This is a genomic window from Kocuria sp., from assembly GCF_030536815.1.
GTDB lineage: Bacteria > Actinomycetota > Actinomycetes > Actinomycetales > Micrococcaceae > Kocuria > Kocuria gwangalliensis.
Genome location: NZ_JAUNPE010000017.1, coordinates 1 through 17,133, shown reverse-complemented (window position 1 = coordinate 17,133; position 17,133 = coordinate 1). Strand labels below are relative to the sequence as shown.

18 protein-coding genes are annotated in these 17,133 nt (G+C 65.9%); 4 read left to right on the top strand and 14 right to left on the bottom strand.

The window, feature by feature from the left end; all coding sequences use genetic code 11:
• Window positions 1–38: 38 nt before the first annotated feature.
• The 4 genes from dop to Q4E95_RS03380 all read right to left on the bottom strand — a co-directional run bounded on the left by dop (window position 39) and on the right by Q4E95_RS03380 (window position 5,744).
• Window positions 39–1,712, bottom strand: a complete 1,674-nt coding sequence (dop, locus tag Q4E95_RS03395) for a depupylase/deamidase Dop (RefSeq protein ID WP_303381965.1) — start codon at window positions 1,710–1,712, stop codon at window positions 39–41.
• Complete coding sequence (gene arc / locus Q4E95_RS03390; RefSeq protein ID WP_303381964.1) at window positions 1,709–3,406, bottom strand: proteasome ATPase; 1,698 nt, start codon at window positions 3,404–3,406, stop codon at window positions 1,709–1,711. The genes dop and arc overlap by 4 nt, the downstream gene beginning before the upstream one ends.
• Window positions 3,399–4,499, bottom strand: coding sequence for a tRNA (adenine-N1)-methyltransferase (locus tag Q4E95_RS03385; protein WP_303381963.1), 1,101 nt, complete (start codon window positions 4,497–4,499; stop codon window positions 3,399–3,401). The genes arc and Q4E95_RS03385 overlap by 8 nt, the downstream gene beginning before the upstream one ends.
• Window positions 4,500–4,604: 105 nt before the next feature.
• The gene (locus Q4E95_RS03380) at window positions 4,605–5,744 is read right to left on the bottom strand and encodes a site-2 protease family protein (RefSeq protein ID WP_303381962.1); all 1,140 of its coding nucleotides are present in this window, start codon (window positions 5,742–5,744) and stop codon (window positions 4,605–4,607) included.
• A gap of 136 nt (window positions 5,745–5,880) precedes the next feature.
• On the opposite strand from Q4E95_RS03380, the gene Q4E95_RS03375 reads away from it, so the two are divergent.
• A complete protein-coding gene (locus Q4E95_RS03375; RefSeq protein WP_303381961.1) occupies window positions 5,881–6,777 on the top strand; it encodes a PAC2 family protein in 897 nt (298 codons plus the stop codon).
• 18 nt (window positions 6,778–6,795) lie between these two features.
• On the opposite strand, the gene mshC is transcribed toward Q4E95_RS03375, so the two are convergent.
• The 3 genes from mshC to Q4E95_RS03360 all read right to left on the bottom strand — a co-directional run bounded on the left by mshC (window position 6,796) and on the right by Q4E95_RS03360 (window position 9,496).
• Window positions 6,796–8,103 (bottom strand): cysteine--1-D-myo-inosityl 2-amino-2-deoxy-alpha-D-glucopyranoside ligase, encoded by a 1,308-nt coding sequence (mshC, locus tag Q4E95_RS03370; protein ID WP_303381960.1) that lies wholly within the window; start codon window positions 8,101–8,103, stop codon window positions 6,796–6,798.
• An 88-nt stretch (window positions 8,104–8,191) separates the two neighbouring features.
• Window positions 8,192–9,025, bottom strand: a complete 834-nt coding sequence (locus tag Q4E95_RS03365; RefSeq protein ID WP_303381959.1) for an undecaprenyl-diphosphate phosphatase — start codon at window positions 9,023–9,025, stop codon at window positions 8,192–8,194.
• Between the two features lie 114 nt (window positions 9,026–9,139).
• Window positions 9,140–9,496 carry a primosomal protein gene (locus Q4E95_RS03360; RefSeq protein ID WP_303381958.1) on the bottom strand — a complete coding sequence of 119 codons (357 nt, stop codon included), beginning with the start codon at window positions 9,494–9,496 and terminating at the stop codon, window positions 9,140–9,142.
• A 39-nt stretch (window positions 9,497–9,535) separates the two neighbouring features.
• On the opposite strand from Q4E95_RS03360, the gene Q4E95_RS03355 reads away from it, so the two are divergent.
• Window positions 9,536–9,781 (top strand): DUF5703 family protein, encoded by a 246-nt coding sequence (locus Q4E95_RS03355; protein WP_303381957.1) that lies wholly within the window; start codon window positions 9,536–9,538, stop codon window positions 9,779–9,781.
• Between the two features lie 101 nt (window positions 9,782–9,882).
• Here the strand turns inward: Q4E95_RS03355 and Q4E95_RS03350 are convergent, their stop codons facing one another.
• From Q4E95_RS03350 to Q4E95_RS03340, 3 genes are read right to left on the bottom strand one after another with little or no spacing between them, the layout of a single operon-like run.
• The gene (locus tag Q4E95_RS03350; protein ID WP_303381975.1) at window positions 9,883–11,052 is read right to left on the bottom strand and encodes an acyl-CoA dehydrogenase family protein; all 1,170 of its coding nucleotides are present in this window, start codon (window positions 11,050–11,052) and stop codon (window positions 9,883–9,885) included.
• Window positions 11,053–11,083: 31 nt separating this feature from the next.
• The gene (locus tag Q4E95_RS03345) at window positions 11,084–11,998 is read right to left on the bottom strand and encodes a hypothetical protein (RefSeq protein WP_303381956.1); all 915 of its coding nucleotides are present in this window, start codon (window positions 11,996–11,998) and stop codon (window positions 11,084–11,086) included.
• Window positions 11,999–12,007: 9 nt separating this feature from the next.
• Entirely contained in the window at window positions 12,008–13,336 is a 1,329-nt protein-coding gene (locus Q4E95_RS03340) for a M20/M25/M40 family metallo-hydrolase (protein WP_303381955.1), read from the bottom strand.
• Between the two features lie 232 nt (window positions 13,337–13,568).
• On the opposite strand from Q4E95_RS03340, the gene Q4E95_RS03335 reads away from it, so the two are divergent.
• Together Q4E95_RS03335 and Q4E95_RS03330 are read left to right on the top strand one after the other, a co-directional pair.
• Window positions 13,569–13,880: a hypothetical protein gene (locus Q4E95_RS03335; RefSeq protein WP_303381954.1), complete on the top strand. Its 312-nt coding sequence runs from the start codon at window positions 13,569–13,571 to the stop codon at window positions 13,878–13,880.
• 96 nt (window positions 13,881–13,976) lie between these two features.
• Complete coding sequence (locus Q4E95_RS03330) at window positions 13,977–14,483, top strand: GNAT family N-acetyltransferase (protein ID WP_303381953.1); 507 nt, start codon at window positions 13,977–13,979, stop codon at window positions 14,481–14,483.
• An 8-nt stretch (window positions 14,484–14,491) separates the two neighbouring features.
• Here the strand turns inward: Q4E95_RS03330 and Q4E95_RS03325 are convergent, their stop codons facing one another.
• From Q4E95_RS03325 to Q4E95_RS03310, 4 genes are all read right to left on the bottom strand, one after another.
• Window positions 14,492–14,935, bottom strand: coding sequence for a pyridoxamine 5'-phosphate oxidase family protein (locus Q4E95_RS03325; protein WP_303381952.1), 444 nt, complete (start codon window positions 14,933–14,935; stop codon window positions 14,492–14,494).
• A gap of 92 nt (window positions 14,936–15,027) precedes the next feature.
• The gene (locus tag Q4E95_RS03320; RefSeq protein ID WP_303381951.1) at window positions 15,028–15,849 is read right to left on the bottom strand and encodes an SOS response-associated peptidase; all 822 of its coding nucleotides are present in this window, start codon (window positions 15,847–15,849) and stop codon (window positions 15,028–15,030) included.
• A 9-nt stretch (window positions 15,850–15,858) separates the two neighbouring features.
• The gene (locus tag Q4E95_RS03315) at window positions 15,859–16,578 is read right to left on the bottom strand and encodes a lipoate--protein ligase family protein (protein ID WP_303381950.1); all 720 of its coding nucleotides are present in this window, start codon (window positions 16,576–16,578) and stop codon (window positions 15,859–15,861) included.
• Between the two features lie 61 nt (window positions 16,579–16,639).
• Window positions 16,640–17,101: a hypothetical protein gene (locus tag Q4E95_RS03310; protein ID WP_303381949.1), complete on the bottom strand. Its 462-nt coding sequence runs from the start codon at window positions 17,099–17,101 to the stop codon at window positions 16,640–16,642.
• Between the last annotated feature and the right edge of the window lie 32 nt (window positions 17,102–17,133).

Sequence of the window (17,133 nt, the reverse complement as noted above, 5' to 3'; positions counted from 1 at the left end):
GTCTCCTGATCTCTCAGTGGTTCAAGTGTCGGGTGCGCTCAGTTGATGCCGGTTCCGGTGACCGTGCCGGGGCGATGTTCGGCTACCCGGTGCACCCACTGTTCAACGTCCGGTGCGTCAAACCATTCCCCGGTGATCTCGCGGGTCAGGTCCAGGGGTTCGGGCATGCCGATCCGGGCGCCCCTGCGGATCCCGGGGAATTCCACGTTCACGCTGTCCCAGCCCACGCTCACCATGGCGGACGGGAAGCGGCGCACTGCGGTGCCGCGGAACCACGCCCGGGTGTCCTCGGGAGGCCGGTCCGCTGCGCGTTCAATGGTCTGGGTATCGACCAGCGTGCGGATCCGACCGGCCGCGGCGAGCCGGTGGTACAGCCCTTTCTCGGGGCGCACGTCCGCGTACTGCAGGTCGATCGCAATCAACCGGGGGTCGTCCCACGCCATACCGTCGCGCTGCCGGTACGCGGTGAGCAGGGCGTACTTGGCGGCCCAGTCGAGCCGGTCGGCCAAGAGGGTCGGGTCCTGGGCGAGGTCGCTGAGCACCTGATCCCACAGCTCCAGCACCTGGTGCGTGTCGCGGTCCAGGCCGTCCGGTGCGAGTTCCCGTTCAAGGCCCACGGCGGCGCGGTGGTACTCGCGTTGAATGTCGACGGCGCTCAGTTCGCGCCCGTCGCGCAGGGCCACGGTCGCGGTCACGGTCGGGTCGTGGCTGACCGTTTGCAGTGCCGCCACCGGATCCACCAGGTCCACGGTGGGCACGCGGTCGTGTTCGATCAGGTTCAACACCAAGGAGGTGGTGCCGAACTTCAATAGCGTGGCCGTGTGGGACAGGTTGGCGTCCCCGATGATCACGTGCAGCCGCCGGTACTTGGTGTCGTCCGCGTGGGGTTCGTCGCGGGTGTTGACGATGGGGCGGTGGATGGTGGTTTCCAGGCCCACGGTGCGTTCGAAGAAATCCGCGCGCTGGCTCAGCTGAAAACCCGGTTGGAAACCGTCCACACCCAGCCCCACGCGACCGGCACCGCACATGATTTGGCGGGTCGCGAAGAACGGCAGCAGTGCCGCGGCGATCCGGTCGAAGGCCACGGCGCGGTCCACCACATAGTTCTCATGGGCCCCGTAGGACACGGACTTGTTGTCCGTGTTGTTCTTGTACAGGTTCACCGCAGGCGTTCCGGTGTTCTCCGCACCCCGGGCGAGGTCCGCGACGGCGCGGGCGGCCACCACATCCCCCGCGGCATCCCACGTGAGAGCGTCCAGCGGCGTGGTGACCTCCGGCGAGGAGTACTCCGGGTGCGAGTGGTCCACGTACACGCGCGCCCCGTTGGGGATCACGGTGTTCATGATGACCTTCCGCCAGTCCATGTCCTCGGTGTACATCGCGGATTCGGTGATCGTCTCCGCCGCGATCTCCTCGGCCGTGAGAACGGGAGCCCGATCGGTCAGCTGCGACGGGTGGGCGCGGTCGCGGCTCATCGTGTACCCGCGGGCGTCGGACAGCGGGGACTCCGAGCCGTAATCCCAGCCGGTACCCACGTGCGGTTGCCCATGAGACGAGTGGGAACCGGACTGTTCCCGTGACAGTTCTCCGGCCACCCGAAGCGCGTACCCGGTCACCACCCGGGTGGAGAGCACCGTGGCGTTGGCCTGGGGTTCGCCCACGGCCAGAACACCGAATTCGGTTTCACTGCCCATGACCCGGCGGACACTCATGAGCGCTCCCCCTCAAGGGGAGCGGCGGTGCCGCGGTGCACGGCAATCCGAACGTCCTGGATCGTGTTGGCCCGCCGGCCCGTCAACCGCGCCCAGTCCTCCGGGTCCGCGGTGTTGGGAAGGTCCTGCTGCTCGTAGAACTCCTCGTCCACGGCATTGACCAGGTGCTCGCGGGTCAGGCCCCGCTCGCCCGTGGTCAACAGGGTCTTGATGGCCTGTTTCTTGGCGCGGTCCACCACGTTGCGGATCACCGCCCCGGAAACGTAGTCGGCGAAGTACAGGGTTTCCTGGCCACCGTCCCGGTAGCTGATGGTCAAGAACTCCGTGGCTGCGGTGCGATCGTACATGTGGGCGATCGCTGCGTCGATCAGCTGATCGGCGGCGGCTTCCCGGGAGCCCGCCGCGGCGACGTCGGCTTCGCGCAGGGGAAGTTCGGGGGTGACGTAGAGCGTGAATATTTCGCGCGCGCCGTGGCGATCGGGGCGGTCGATGCGGATCTTCACGTCCAGGCGGCCGGGGCGCAGCACGGCGGGGTCGATCATGTCCTCGCGGTTGGTCGCACCGATCACGATCACGTTGTCGAGCTTCTCCACGCCGTCGATCTCGGTGAGCAGCTGCGGCACAATGGTGGTTTCCACGTCCGAGGACAGCCCGGAGCCGCGCACGCGGAACAGCGAGTCCATTTCGTCGAAGAACACCACCACGGGCACGCCGCGGGCGGCCTGTTCGCGGGCGTTGGCAAAGATGGAGCGAATCTGACGTTCGGTCTCGCCCACGTACTTGTCGAGAAGTTCGGGACCCTTGATGTTCAGGAAATACCCGAGGGCGCGAGCGCGACCCGCCTTGGCCGCGCTGCGTTCGGCCAGCGAGCGGGCCACGGCCTTGGCGATCAGCGTCTTACCGTTACCGGGCGGGCCGTACAGCAGGATGCCCTTGGGCGGGCGCAGTCCGTGGTCGCGGTACAGGTCAGGGTGCACGTAGGGCAGTTCCACGGCGTCGCGGATGGCCTCGATCTGGGTGCCCAGCCCGCCGATGTCCGCGTAGCTGACCTCGGGAACCTCCTCCAGCACCAGCTGTTCCACGTCCGTGCGTGCCACGTGCTCCAGGGCGAAGCCGGTGCGGTGGTCCACGGTCACTGCGTCACCGGGTTTGGGCCGGTCGCGGCGCAGCGCACCGGAGAGCAGCATGACGCGTTCCTCGTCAGAGCGTCCCACGGTCAGCACACGGTCGTGGTCGACGATTTCCTTGATGGTGGCCACCTCGCCGGTGCGCTCGTAGTCGAGGACGGCGGCGACCACGTAATTCTCGTTCAACAGCACCCCGATCCCCGGTTCACACGCGCTCAAGGACACGAGCGGGCTCACGGCCACGCGCATCTTGCGCCCGGACACCAGGACGTCCAGACTCGCCACGGTGATCACGGGCCCGTCACCGGTGGCGGTGCCCACGGGTTGCTGACCGGGGTTGACCTGCTGCACCACGCCGAAACTCATCGGCGGCACGGCCTCCGCGGCGAGCGTCTGTTTGAGCTTGACGATCTCCTGCCGGGACGCATCCAGCAGGCGCACCAATTTCTGGTTCTGCGATCCCACGCCGGCCAGTTGCTTGTCCAGGTTGCGCTTCTGCTCGCGCAGCATGTTGATCTGCCGCTGCGTGTTGTCGGCGGCCCGGTTCTCGGGGGTGGCATCACTCATGGCTGGTGTCCTCCGTGCTCTGCGGGGTGTTCTCCCGCCGTGAGTCGGGATCGATCTGCGCCGTGGCCAGGGCGGCCTGTTCGGCCAGGTTGGTGGCGTCGCGGCCTGCGCGGCGCAGCTTGCGGTCGGAGACGATCCGCTCGCCCAGGGCCACGGGGGTCCAGGCCTGCAGATCTTCTTCGGTGTAATCGCTCTTGGACGCGCGGCGTTTGGGGGCCAGGCGCACGGCACCTTCGGCGAGTTTGCGGGACTGGATGAGGAATCCGGTGTGCGCGACCATGCGGTGATCGGGACGCACCGCCAAACCCTCCACGTGCCAACCGCGCACCATGGTCTCGGACGCCTCGGGTTCCGTGTAGCGCCCGTCCGCGCGCATCGCCTCGGCCACGCGCGACAACTGGGTCACGGTCGCGACGTAACACATTACGACGCCGCCCGGGGCCAGCACGTGGGCCACGGCGTCGAGGCATTCCCACGGGGCCAGCATGTCGAGGACCACGCGGTCCACGGATCCCGGTTCCTCGACCTCCGGCAACTGCTCCGCAAGATCTCCGAGGGTCAGCGTCCAGGCGGGGTGCGGGCCGCCGAACATGGTTTCGATGTTGCCGCGGGCGATATCGGCGAACTCTTCACGGCGTTCGAAGGAGTGCACCGTGCCCTCGTCCCCCACCGCACGCAGCAGGGAAATGGACAGTGCGCCCGAGCCCACACCGGCCTCCACCACGCGCGCTCCGGGGAAGATGTCCGCCATGGTCACGATCTGGCCGGCGTCCTTGGGGTACACCACGGCCGCACCGCGGGGCATGGACAGCACGAAGTCCTTGAGCAGCGGACGCAGCGCCTGGAACTGGATGCCACCCGAGTTGGTCACCACGGTGCCCTCCGGGGCGCCGATCAGTTCCTGATGTTCCAGCACGCCTCGGTGGGTGTGGTACTGCCCGCCCTCGGCCAGCGTGATGGTCGTGATGCGGCCACCGTCATCGGTCAGTTGCACGCGTTCGCCCACGCGCAAGGGTCCCCTCCGATTAGCGGCGCCCCGGACGGGTGCTGCGGGCTGGGCGGGTGCTCGGCGTTCGTGCGACTGCTCGGTCATGTGCTCGCTTTCACGAAAAGGTGGTCTGTCGGTTCCCGGGCGGTGGCACGCGGCCCCGCCGGGCTCAGCTACGGGTCATTGTCTCACCGTGGCCCGTGGGAGGCCTCATCGGCCGGTGATGTGGCGGGCGATGTCCCGGTGATGCACCACACCGACCACGGCCCGGTCCGGGTCGAGCACGAGCACCCAGGGGAAGCCATTGATTTCCAGGTGCCGCAGGAGGTCGTCGCCTCGCTCGTCGGCCGGCGCCGTGGCCGTCGCGGGTGACCATTCCATGACGTCGCCCACGGGCGTACTGGCGCGCACATCGTCCGACACGGTGGCCGCTCGCTGTGGGCTGAGCACGCCCACCCGACCCGAGGCGGCGTCGCGCGCCACGACGTCGGGGGTCCAGCCGCTGTATCCCTGGCTCGTGAGCGCGAGAACGGAGGCGTCCACGAGAGAAAGCGCGGTGTCCGGGGAGAATTCGAGCGCGGGACGCGCGATGGTGGAGGCGCGCAGGGGGCGAACCCGTCCCAGCACCCGCGCTTGTTTGAGCGCTTGCGTTGCCCCCGTGAAAATGAAGGCGGCAATCATGAACATGATGAGCAGCGTGATCGGCGAGCGCCAGAGGCCCTGGAACAGAACCCACACGAGGATCAGGACGGCCAGTCCGCGACCGCACCAGGCCGCCACGGTGGTTCCTTTGCTCTCCGAACCGGTGAGGCGCCAGATGAGGGCCTCGACCACGCGACCGCCGTCCAACGGTAGGCCGGGCAGCACATTGAACAATCCCAGGATCCAATTGGCCAGCACCAGTAGCTGCAGCAACGCCCACCCGGGGCCGGCGTTCTGCGCGGGGGCCAGGAGCATGAGCGCGGTACCGATGCCCGCCAGGATGATATTGGCGATCGGTCCCACCAAGGACACCACCGCCGTGGATCCCGGTGAGGCACGGACGGCGCCGAAGGTCGTGTGGCCACCCATCAGGGTCAGGACGATGCGGCCCACCGGCCAGCCCGCGGCCCTGCCCACGAGTGCGTGCGCCAGCTCGTGGACGAGCACGCTGAAGGCCAGCCCCAGGGCGAACCCGAAGGCCACAACCAGGTTGAGCCAACCCAGCTCGGGATAGAGCCGCCACAGGACGGGCCCGTAGAGCGCCACCGTCAGGACGGCGATCACGAACCACGACCGGTCCAGGTGGACGTCCACGCCGCCGATGCGTGCCAACCGGAGCCCGCGCGGGGCCGCGGTGGTGGCGCTCATGCCAACTCTCGGGCGGTCGGGCGGGCGGGGTTCGGCGCGGGTTCACAGTGCATGCGCCCATGTTAAGCGGGTCCCCGGGGAAACGGCTGAATCGGGACTCGTGGTACTGCGTCCGCCCGCGCCGTACAGTGGAACGGTGAGCACGTTTGACGAGAAGAATTCGCACCCCCGGGTCGGCCCCTTCGGGGTGGTTCGCGACGGCGCCGACACGGACAAAGTGACCGTGTTGATTGCCGCCTTCGAAGGCTGGAACGACGCCGGCGATGCCGCAACCGACGCCCTCAAACTCATGAGTGAGCACTACGGTGCGCGCGAGGTCTTCGAGGTCTCACCGGATGATTTCTACGATTACCAGTACTCCCGGCCCGTGGTCCGTCGGGGGCCGAGCGGAGAGCCCAAGCTGCAGTGGCCCACCACCAAACTGTCCAAGGCCTCGGTTCCCGGCACCAACCTGGACCTGGTACTGCTGCACGGCTGGGAACCGTCCTACAAGTGGCGCACCTTCACCGCGGAATTGCTCGAACAGGCCACCACACTGGACGTGGACTTCGTCATCATGATCGGCGCGTTATTGGCCGACGTGCCCCACACGCGACCGATTCCGGTGACCCTGACCTCGGACACCGAGGAGCTGCGCGAGGAACTCAACATCGAAGCACCCCAGTACGAAGGCCCCACGGGCATCGTGGGTGTCCTCTCGCACATGGCCGCGCTCGCGGGTTTCCCCACGATCAGCATGTGGGCTGCGGTCCCGCACTACGTGGCCCAGTCGCCCTCGCCCAAGGCGGAACTCGCCCTGGTGCGGCAGTTGGAGGAACTGCTGGGCATATCGCTGCCGGTGGATCCGATCGTGGAGGACTCGGAGGCCTGGGAACGCGGCGTCAACGAGCTCGCCGAAGAGGATCCGGAGGTCGCGGCGTACGTTCGGCAACTGGAAGAGGCCAAGGACACCGTGGACCTGCCCGAGGCCACCGGGGACGCCATTGCCCGTGAGTTCGAACGGTATCTACGACGCCGCGACGACCGCGGGTAGCGCCCCTGCCCCGCGTGGTTACAGTACGACTCCCAGCCGGGACTCGATGAGGTCAATGGCCAGCTGACGGTCCTCCGAGGACGCGCCGGCACCGCGCGCTGCGGCGCCGGCCAGGTTCCGAGCCGCCCACGCATCCACGGCAATCACTGCGGCGGGTGCGTTGAGGTCATCGGCCAGGCCCGCGCGCACGGCCTCGAGGAGCGCCTCGGCACCGGCGGTCTCCGGCTTGGCCGCGGCCGCACGCCACGTGGCCAGACGACGCTCGGCCTGGGTCAGAAGATCGTCGGTCCAGAACCAATCGATGCGGTAGTGGTTCGCCAGGATGGCCAACCGGATGGCGGAGGGGTCCACACCGCGTTCGCGCAGCTTGGAGACCAGCACCAGGTTGCCCTTGGACTTGGACATCTTCTCGCCGTCCAGGCCCACCATGGACGTGTGCACGAAATGCTCGGCCATGGGCTGGCCCGAGAGGGCATACGAGTGGCCCGCACCCATCTCGTGATGCGGGAACGCCAGGTCGGAACCGCCGCCCTGGACCGTGAACGGAGTGGGCAGGTACTTGAGGGAAATCAGGGAACACTCGATGTGCCAACCGGGACGACCGGCACCCAAGGATGCGCCGTCCCACTCGGGCTCTCCCGGGCGGTTGACGCGCCACAGCAAGGGATCGAGCACGTCATGCTTGCCGTCGCGTTCGGGGTCTCCGCCGCGCTCGGCGAACAACGGGAGCATCTCCTCGCGGCTCAGGCCGCACACGTCACCGACCACCCACGCATCGGGATCGGTTTCCTTCAGCTGCCCGGCGGCGTTGACGTCGAAGTAGACGTCCCCGTCGCGTTGCTCGGTGCCGTCCTCGTCCACGCCACCGGGAACGCGGTAGGCCAGACCCCGGTCAATGAGGCCCTCCACCGCGGGCACAATCCATTCGATGGATTCCGTGGCCCCCACGTAGCGGGCCGGCGGAATCACGTTCAGCGCACTCATGTCCGTGCGGAACAACTCGGTCTGCTCTTCGGCAAGCTCACGCCAGTCCACGCCCGTGGCCTCGGCGCGCTCGAGCAGCGGGTCGTCCACGTCGGTGACGTTCTGAACGTACGTGACGTGCTGAGCGGCGTCGTTCCAGGCGCGGATCAACAGGTCGAAGGCCACGTAGGTGGCGGCGTGGCCCATGTGGGTGGCGTCGTAGGGCGTGATACCGCAGACGTACAGACCCGCCTCGTGCTCGGCCGGGAGCTGAACCTTGCGCTGCTGACGCGAGTCGTACACCGACGGCGTGGGGGCTGTTCCGGGCAATTCGGGAACGGGACGTGCGGACCAGGACTTCATACTCACCTTTTGTTCACGGACATGGGTCACTCAAGTTGTCAACGGGTGCCCCCGGCACCCTATTCCCCGGGGTCCAGCGGCTCGGGAATCAGGCGCTGATCATGCCGGCGCCGAGCAGCACGAAGATGCCGGCACCCAGCAGGATCCGGTACCAGACGAACAGGTTGTAGCTGCGTTCGGAAATGTAACGCATGAACCAGCCGATGATGACGTACCCGACCACGAATGCGATCACCGCGGCGACCAGTGTCTGGCCCATGGAGTACACGCCCTCCGGTTCTTGCCCCGTCATGGCCTTGTACAGCTTGTACAGCCCGGAGGCGAACACGGCGGGAATAGCCAGCAGGAAGGCGTAGCGAGCGGCGGCCGCGCGGGTGTAACCCATGAGCAGACCGGCCGTGATGGTGCCACCCGATCGGGAGACACCCGGAATCAAGGCGAGCGCCTGCGCCAGGCCGTAGCCGATAGCGTGTTTGACGGTCAGGTCCTGCAGGACGCGTTCCTGTTTACCCACGTGATCCGCAATGGCCAGGAACAAACCGAAGATCACCAGCATGGACGCGGTGATCCACAGTGAACGGAACTGGCTGTCGATGTAGTCCTCGAGCAGCAGACCCAGGATCGCAATCGGCAGGGAGCCCAGGATGATGAACCACCCCATGCGGGCGTCCGGGTCCTTGCGGGAGACCTTACCGACCAGCGACAACGACCAGTGCTTGATGATCCGCACGATGTCCCGCCAGAAGAAAATCACCACCGCCGTCTCGGTGCCCAATTGGGTGATGGCCGTGAAGGCGGCACCGGGATCCGCGCTGTTGGGCAGGAACTCACCCATGATGCGCAGATGTGCGGATGAGGATACGGGCAGGAATTCAGTCAGGCCCTGGACAATTCCCAGAATGATTGCTTCGATCCAGTTCACGCGACAACTGTACGGCACCCGGGTCCGTAAAACGGGTGAAGAAAGGGCCCACGTGTTCCATCACACGTGGGCCCTTTGCCGCTGGCACGGTGGGCACTCAGTGCCCCGTTCGGTCTAGCGGCGCGAGGAATCCGAGGAGTTCTCGTCCTCGTCGTAGTCGTCTTCGTCAACGAGGTCTTCGTCCATCATCTCGTTGTCCTCGAGCAAGTCCTCGTCGTAATCATCGTCATCATCATCATCGTCATCGTTGTCGTCCGAGTCGCTCTCGTCCTCGGCGAACACGGTGAGGGGGGTCACCTCGTCATAGGCCTCGTACAGGGCCTCTTCATACGCGTCGAAGGCGTCAGCGATCGAGAGGTAGGCCCCGTCCACGGCGGGGTCGTTGTCCGAACGTCGATTTGCGGCGGCGGCCAAGTGTTCTTCGAACGCGTTGACCAAAGTTTGCAGGGCGGCGCGAGGATCATTGCTCATGGGGTAGACGTTAGTCGTTATCGAGGCAGAATGGGAGCAATGAAAGAACAACGTTTGTCCAAGATCGGCTCCGCTCCCACTCACCCGGTGGCCAGCAGGGATGACAGGTACGAGTACCTCAGGCTCACCGTGGCCCCCCGCGAACACGTCGCGGATGCGCGCGCCAGGGTGCGGGAGCACGCAGAGTACGGCAAGTGGGAGCTCATGCGTTCCGTGGTGCTGTACGGCGGTGCCCGCCGCTACGTGATGCGGCGTCGGATCACTCGGGTGACGCGCACGCTCTAACCGATCCGGGGCCTCGCCCACGACGACGCCGCCCGGCCCGCTGCGGTGCCGCCACCGCGCGGTCACCCGCGGTCGTCACGGCCGCCGGTAGCCGCCGCGGATCAGTCCGTGGGGATCGGACCGAGCAGGGACGTGGCCGTGGCGGCGTGCACCGATTCGTTGTCCGAGGGGTGGTACATCCCGGCCAGCACATCACGGTAGAGCCGTTCCAGCTCACTCCCCCGGCGGAACTGCGAACCGCCCGTGGAGCGCAGGGCCAGATCCACGACCTGCCGCGCGGTTTCCGTGGCACGGTGCTTGAGCCCGGAGAACAAGATGAACCAGCGCCCCCCGTGCTGGACCTCCCGGTCGGTGCCCACCGCATCCATGTCGGAGCTCACCTGACGCAATTGAAGTTCCACGCCGTCGCGCAGGATCCCGGCCTCCGCGATGTGCCAACGGATATCGGGGTCGGAGGCGTAACTGGCCCCGCGCGCATGTGACATCCGTGTGCGGCTGATCTCCACGGCCACCTGGATCGCCCGGTCCGCGATCCCCGTGTACACGGACGCGAGCAGCAACTCGAAGCAACCAAAGATGCCCCAGACCACGGGGTCCGGCGATGGCCCCACGGGAATTTCGGTGAGGACGCGCTCGGGTGCCAGCACTGCGCCGTCGAGCACCGTGGTGCACGACTGGGAAGCACGCATGCCCAGCGCGTCCCAATCCTGTTTGATCTCGACCCCCCGCGCACCGCGTTCGAGCACGCCGAAGACCAACGCGTCCGGGGCGTCGGATGCGCGATCGGTGCGCCGGGCGTGCACGAGCAACCTGGTCCACGCGGGTGAAAGCGACGTGAAGATCTTGGTGCCCTGCAAACTCAGCCCGGCCTCGACGGGTTCGGCCGCCGAGGTGGCGTCGAAGAGCACCGAGTCGTTGCCGGCCTCGGAAATACCGAAGGCGAACACCTCACCGGCCACGACTTCTTCGAAGATCCCGCGAGCGCGCGCGTCCCCGCGTTGCCACAGCGTGCGCGCAACACCCACGATCACGTGGTGCATGTTGATCCCCAGGGCGGTCGACGGCGCCGCGGCGGCCAGGCGGCGCTGGGCCATGGCGGCGTCCTGCAGGGAAAACCCCAGGCCCCCGAACTCCTCGGGCACCAGCAACCTGAGATAGCCCGCATCACGCAGGTCCGCGAAGTCCTCGGCGAAGAACTCGTTGCGTTCGTCGTACCCGGCCGCGCGGTCACGGAACGTCTCGAGCATGTGGTCGGGAAGTACGTCGTGCATTGTGCTCACGTGTGTCTCCTTGACGTTGTTCTCAGCGCAGCGGGTCAGCGGCGTCAAAGGTGCGGGCGATCCGATGGGTTGCGAAGAAGGCCTCGTAGCTCTTGTTCCCGTACGCCCCGATGCGCGAGAAGGATGCGGGCACGCTGGGATCCTTGTACCAACCGTCCGTGACATTGGGCCTCATGATGTCCAGGTTGGGCCGGGTTTCGCCGTTGATCCGGAGCTGTTCCCAGGCACCGCCCGTGTTGAGCCACATTTCCACCCAGCCACCGTTACTGGCGTACGCGTACTTGTAGGACTGGATCACGCCCACCCACTGTCCGGTGGGTATCCGCGCCTCGGTGCCCAGCAGCTGAGGCTCATCCCCCATGCGGAACATCAGCCCGCCGTCGGGGTGTTTGACCAGCATGATCCCCAGCAGTGACGGGCCGTTGGACGGAGGCCCGTAGCCACCCGTGTACAACGTGATCCACGTTTGATCGGTGAAGTCGTCATCCAGCACGTAGAACGAGAATCCGTTGAAGTACACGTCATTGTCGTTACCGTGCGCCGCGGCCTTGATAATGGGCTCGGTCTCCACCATGGAACGGGGGAACTCGTTGCCCAGCGTCAGTTCCGGCAGCGAGGTGAATCGTGCCACCTGGCGTCCACCACCCACGGGGTCCGGGACCAAGTGATAACCCAGCCCCTCCCGGTTGTCCTCCGGGATCAGTTTGGCGTAGCCGCTCAGTCCACGCTCATCGATGTTCGCGTCGAACAGCCGGTCCGCCGACAGGTCCTGTTCGGGGGGTTCGTCCTCGACCCACCGGGGGATCTGTGTGGCGACGCCCGCCGCCGTGGCCGCTGCCACCACCCCCGCGGCCGCGATAATCGCCTTTCGGCGCGTGAGACCACCACGCTGGTCGTGGCCCGGCACGGCCTCGGTCTTTTCTTGACGCTCCCCCACGAATAACTCCTAATAGTTGGTCAACAAACGATGCAGAACGCGAGAACCGAATTCCAGCGATGCCACCGGAACTCGTTCGTCCACACCGTGGAACATGCCCGTGAAATCCAATTCTTCCGGCAACCGCAGCGGTACGAAACCGTAGCCGGTGATCCCCAGACGTGACAGGGACTTGTTGTCCGTCCCGCCGCCCAACATGTAGGGCAGCACCACGGCTTCCGGGTCCTCGGCCTTGAGTGAGTCCACCATGGCATCCACCACGTTTCCGGAGAAAGGCACTTCCAGTCCGATGTCCTCGAACTCGGCCTCGAAGGTGATGCCTTCCCCGGCGAGTTCCCGCAATTTTTCCATCACGATCTCGCGCTGCTCCGGAAGGTAGCGCACGTCAAGGGTGCCCTGGGCCGACCCGGGAATCACATTGGTCTTGTACCCGGCGTCCAACATGGTGGGGTTGGCGGTGGTTTGCAGGGTCGAACCCACAAAGCGCGCCACGTGCCCGAGTTCGTCGAGCAGCCGCTTGGGATTGTCCGGGTCGAACTCCACCCCGGTCAGCTCGGTCACCTCGTCCAGGAAGGCCCGGGTGGTCTTGGTCAGCTCAATGGGCCACGTGTACTCACCGATGTTGGCCATGGCCCGGGACAACCGGGTCACGGCGTTGTTCTCGTGCAGCCCGGAACCGTGACCCGCCTCGCCCTTGGCCATCATGTTGAGCCACATCAGACCCTTTTCCGCGGTCTGCAGCAGATAAGCACGTTGACCCCCGATAGTGGCCGAGTAGCCACCCACTTCGCTGAGGGCGTCCGTGACACCGTCGAAAAGTTCGGGATGGTTCTGGGTGACCCACTTGGAGCCGTAGCTCATGCCGGCCTCTTCATCCGCGAAGAAACCGAACACGATGTCGCGCTTGGGCCGTTCCCCGGTGCGGGCCATGTGGCGCATGACCGAGAGCATCATGGCATCCATGTCTTTCATGTCCACGGCGCCGCGGCCCCAGATCATGCCATCCTTGACCTCACCCGCGAACGGATCAACGGACCACTCATCGGCCAGCGCCGGAACCACGTCCAGGTGCCCGTGCACCAGGAGCGCGTCCGCGGAAGAATCGGTTCCCTCGATGCGGGTGAACACATTGGCTCGCTCCGGAGCCGATTCGAAATACTGCGGTTCCAGCCCGACCTCGCTGATCAGGCCCGCAACGTACTCACCGGCCGCTCGCTCGCCCTTGGCATTGCCCCTGGAGTAATTGGTGGTGTCGAAACGAATCAGTTCTTGACAGATCTCGGCGGTTTCGAGTTCCGGGGCTGACTGCCCGGACGCCGTGGAATCCGGTGTCGACATCGTGTCTCCTTCTCCTGGGATCGCTCGGGTGAGACCACCCGACTCGTCGTACATGTGCCTTCAACGGTAGTCCCCGCGACCCCCGGAGGCATTAAAGTCGGCGGCGACCAATCGCAGTCCCTCATATTCCGGACCTTGACGTGCCGGCCACTCATTTCAAATTGCCTCTACTTCGCAGTAGTATCAGCATCGATTGCTTTGAGATTCCCCCCGAATCCCCCCCAAAGGTCTCATGCTGCACGATTCAATGCCACCGCATTCCCCCCGCAATTTTCCGCCCGACGAGCTGCCCCAGGTCGATATTCGCGCGGTCGCCTTTCATCGCTGGCGCACCCTCAAATGGCTGGTGTCCTTTGTCGAACCCCATTCCGGTTGCCCCAGGGAAGGCCGCGCCCGCACCTTCGATGCCGCAGTGCAACTGGCCAGGACGTGGTCCCTGGCCTACCGAGCCGAGCAGTACGGCGGCAGTGTGCTCGCGGCGGACGTACCCTCGATCGACCTCAGTCCCTGGGACGTCCATAAAGATTCGCCAACAATTCAGTGATGATATTGCAGGAGTGATCGCCGCCTCCGTGTTCTCCGTTACTCTGGTGGAACGAACGCCAGGCCGCACCGGCCCTTGACCCATATGGAGGCCAAGATGAGTGGAACCATCACCCTGATCGCCCAAACGTCGGAGACAAACAGCACTAACCCGGTGCCCAGTCGACAGGTGACTGCCGAGGACATTCCGGCGCTGTCGGAACTTTATTTTCAGGCCTACGCGTCATCGCCCGCCGCCATGTCCGAAGAGGACGCCGGGAAGATCATCCAGGGCGTTTTCGACGGCGAGTACGGCCCGTTCTTGCCGGATGCCTCGCCAGTGGTCGAGGACGACGACGGCCAGGTCATTGCCGCCGCGATCGTGCTGGAACAACGCAAAGGCGACGACCTGCCCACGGTGCCCTACTTGTTCGAACTGTTCACGGCGTCGTCCCACCGCCGCCGCGGGCTCGCGGAACAATTGGTCCGCGAAGCCATGACCAAGCTGTACGGCCAGGGCTACGAAGAGGTCTGCCTACGGATCGCGGAGGACAACTCCGCGGCCCTGGCCCTGTATTTGACGCTGGACTTCAACCGTTGGATTCCGGACAACGACGATCTCTGAGCTAGGGGTCAGAACTCCAGTTCACGCTGCGCGGGCGGAACTTCTCGCGTGTCCGTGTGGCTGGCCCAGCGGACGGTGACCTCGAGCAGACGCAGGTTCTCGGGGTCATTCGTCTCTGTGGCACCAGGATGCTGGGTGGAGAGAACCTCTGCCGCCGCGGCCACCTGGGTGTCGTCCAACACGGCCGCCTCACCCTCGAGCTGGACCTCTTGGGCGCCGTCATTGACGATCACCATGGAAACCCGGGGGTCGGAGGTGATGTTGGTGAACTTGCGGGACAGGGCGTTGGTTCCCAGAATGATGCGTCCGGTGTCGTTGACGGCCACGTGCACGTAGGCGGATTCGGGATAGCCGGTTCCACTGTTGCTCGCGATCACGCCGGCTCCCGCGCGGCGCACGAAATCAATCAGCCACCGGCTGTCTTCCGAAATGTTCTTGCCCAGTTCCACCATGACGTCTCCTACCGGATTGTGCCTGTATCTGACACTGTCCACTGTAGGTTGCGGCCGCTCCGGTTCCCGGGGCGGCACCCCAGCACGCGGTATTAGAGCAAAGTGTTAAGCGGCTCCACCAGATGGGGTCCCTGCACGGCCACGGACCCCACGTCGGTGGTGACCGGGTGCATGCGCCACTGCCCGGCGACATCGTAGGCCTCCGAAATGGCCCGAGCCACCACATCGTGCGTGCGCTCCGTGTCCGGTGTGATCCATTCCGGCACCAGGTCGCTGCTCATGCCCATGGGCAACCGGTTGTGCAAGTGACCCAGGGCCGCGAGGTGCTCATTCTCGTTGTCGGAATCGGGTGCCTCGCAGGTCAGGATGGAACACGACAGCAACCACTGGCTTTCGCCCTCTTTGCCCGAGCGGGTCTGGCCCTCGCGGGCACCGGCCAATTGTTCCTCCGGGACCTTCCACCATTCGTAGATGCCGGCGAACCAGATCATGTGCTCCTCCGGCGGGTGCACGAAGTACGGCTGCTTCTTACCCTTGCCCTTGGCGCCACCCGTCGAAGCCGCCGGGGCCAGCCACTCGTAGTATCCGTCCGCGGGGATGGCGCAGCGGCGGGACTTGATGGCAGCGCGGAACGAGGGCTTTTCCTGGACCGTCTCCGAGCGGGCATTGAACATTTTGGAGCCCACAGCGATGTCCTTGGCCCATGACGGAACCAGCCCCCAGCGTGCCGCGTGAAGTTCACGGTGCAGGGCGCCCTGGTCGTCCAGGCGTTCCAGCAGGATGGGCACGGTCTGGGTGGGCGCCGTGTTCCAGTTGGCACGCACGTGGTCCCCGGCGAGGGTTTCATCGACCTCTGCGTCGAATTCCAAGGCGAGCTGACCCGGGGTCCTGGCAATGACGTAACGGCCGCACATGGGGTGCCCCTAACTGTTCTGGATGGATCCGTAGCCCATGTACCGGGAGTACATGGTGTACACCTGCAACAATGCGTCTTCGACCTGGGAGACCGTGGTTCCGGGGCGGACATCATCCACGGCGCCGGCGGTTGCCGGGTCCCATTCCACGCCCAAGGCCGAATAGACGTCGGTGAGGACCGAGCGGATCGGGTCGGAATGTTCCACCACGATCACACTGGAGAAGTACCAGGCGCCGGCCACGACCCGTTGGGCGGTGCCCGCAAGTTTCACCGGCCGGTTCGGGTCCTGGGCGGTGCGCGGCGCGTGCACGCTGTACTCCCCCGCGCAGTATTCGCCGGGGATCTCGCCCACATCGGCGGGGATGTCCAGGTGTTCGAGGGCGGCCACGATCATGTCGCCGAACAGTCGGTAGCGGTCCTGGATGCCGGTCTTGGGGTCCGGATCGGGTTCAATGTGGTCCACGATCAGGCACCCGCCGTGATAAGCGGCCGCGCGCCCGCCGACCCGGCGCACCAAGGGAGCGAACCCGGCGTCGAGCGCGGACCTTCGTGCCCGGGTGAAGCCCGGGTTGAGTTCGTCGCGGCGACCGAACGCGACAGTGGGGCGGGGTTGGTAGATCCGCAGGATGGGCCCGGTGTTCGACGACCGAGCGGCGTCGAGAATCGACAGGGAACGGCGGTAGTCCTGCTCGGCACCTAGGGACTCGCGCTGGCGTATAAGTTTCATGCTGCGCCCCACTTTAGTTGCTCCGCCGGGCGCTCCCGGTCGACGACGCCGCTTAGTCACCTTACGCAGCCCAGGCCACCGTGGATCCGCTATGCCACTGCGGCGGTACGCGATGCGCGCCGGGCCTGATGTCATGGCGCATCGGGTGAATGGCAACGCCCGATTTCAACGGACCGTACGCCTGCGCGGCGGCCGTGGCGGCTGCCAGCAACGCGTAGTCGTCCAGTAGTTCGCGTGAGTCGTTCATGGCCAGGATCTTCTCGCCGGGGTCGGCGGTCTGTGTCACGGGCACGAACCGACGGACGCGATGCTGCCCGCGGGCCAGCCGGTTCTTCTCCTGACGAGACAGGAGGGAGGTGTCAGGGTGGGTGAGGTACCACGCTTGGGCGCCGCGCAGCACACGGGTCAGCAGTGATACGTGAAATTCCGCCACGGTGCCACCACCGTGCATGACGGAACCCAGTGCGGACAGTTCATGGGACGTGAGGGCGGACGGTGTCCGCGGGGAAGTGAACGTCAACATGTCATCCTCTCGACGATCGATAGATCGAGGCT

What these genes read in the sequence shown, in the direction of transcription:
- Q4E95_RS03330 (WP_303381953.1), top strand. Translation starts at nt 13,977, where the DNA reads ATGAGTGGAACCATCACCCTGATCGCCCAAACGTCGGAGACAAACAGC.
- Q4E95_RS03385 (WP_303381963.1), bottom strand. Translation starts at nt 4,499, where the DNA reads ATGACCGAGCAGTCGCACGAACGCCGAGCACCCGCCCAGCCCGCAGCA.
- Q4E95_RS03380 (WP_303381962.1), bottom strand. Translation starts at nt 5,744, where the DNA reads ATGAGCGCCACCACCGCGGCCCCGCGCGGGCTCCGGTTGGCACGCATC.
- Q4E95_RS03335 (WP_303381954.1), top strand. Translation starts at nt 13,569, where the DNA reads ATGCTGCACGATTCAATGCCACCGCATTCCCCCCGCAATTTTCCGCCC.
- Q4E95_RS03325 (WP_303381952.1), bottom strand. Translation starts at nt 14,935, where the DNA reads ATGGTGGAACTGGGCAAGAACATTTCGGAAGACAGCCGGTGGCTGATT.
- mshC (WP_303381960.1), bottom strand. Translation starts at nt 8,103, where the DNA reads ATGAAGTCCTGGTCCGCACGTCCCGTTCCCGAATTGCCCGGAACAGCC.
- dop (WP_303381965.1), bottom strand. Translation starts at nt 1,712, where the DNA reads ATGAGTGTCCGCCGGGTCATGGGCAGTGAAACCGAATTCGGTGTTCTG.
- Q4E95_RS03360 (WP_303381958.1), bottom strand. Translation starts at nt 9,496, where the DNA reads ATGAGCAATGATCCTCGCGCCGCCCTGCAAACTTTGGTCAACGCGTTC.
- Q4E95_RS03350 (WP_303381975.1), bottom strand. Translation starts at nt 11,052, where the DNA reads ATGCACGACGTACTTCCCGACCACATGCTCGAGACGTTCCGTGACCGC.
- Q4E95_RS03315 (WP_303381950.1), bottom strand. Translation starts at nt 16,578, where the DNA reads ATGAAACTTATACGCCAGCGCGAGTCCCTAGGTGCCGAGCAGGACTAC.
- Q4E95_RS03340 (WP_303381955.1), bottom strand. Translation starts at nt 13,336, where the DNA reads ATGTCGACACCGGATTCCACGGCGTCCGGGCAGTCAGCCCCGGAACTC.
- Q4E95_RS03310 (WP_303381949.1), bottom strand. Translation starts at nt 17,101, where the DNA reads ATGTTGACGTTCACTTCCCCGCGGACACCGTCCGCCCTCACGTCCCAT.
- arc (WP_303381964.1), bottom strand. Translation starts at nt 3,406, where the DNA reads ATGAGTGATGCCACCCCCGAGAACCGGGCCGCCGACAACACGCAGCGG.
- Q4E95_RS03355 (WP_303381957.1), top strand. Translation starts at nt 9,536, where the DNA reads ATGAAAGAACAACGTTTGTCCAAGATCGGCTCCGCTCCCACTCACCCG.
- Q4E95_RS03320 (WP_303381951.1), bottom strand. Translation starts at nt 15,849, where the DNA reads ATGTGCGGCCGTTACGTCATTGCCAGGACCCCGGGTCAGCTCGCCTTG.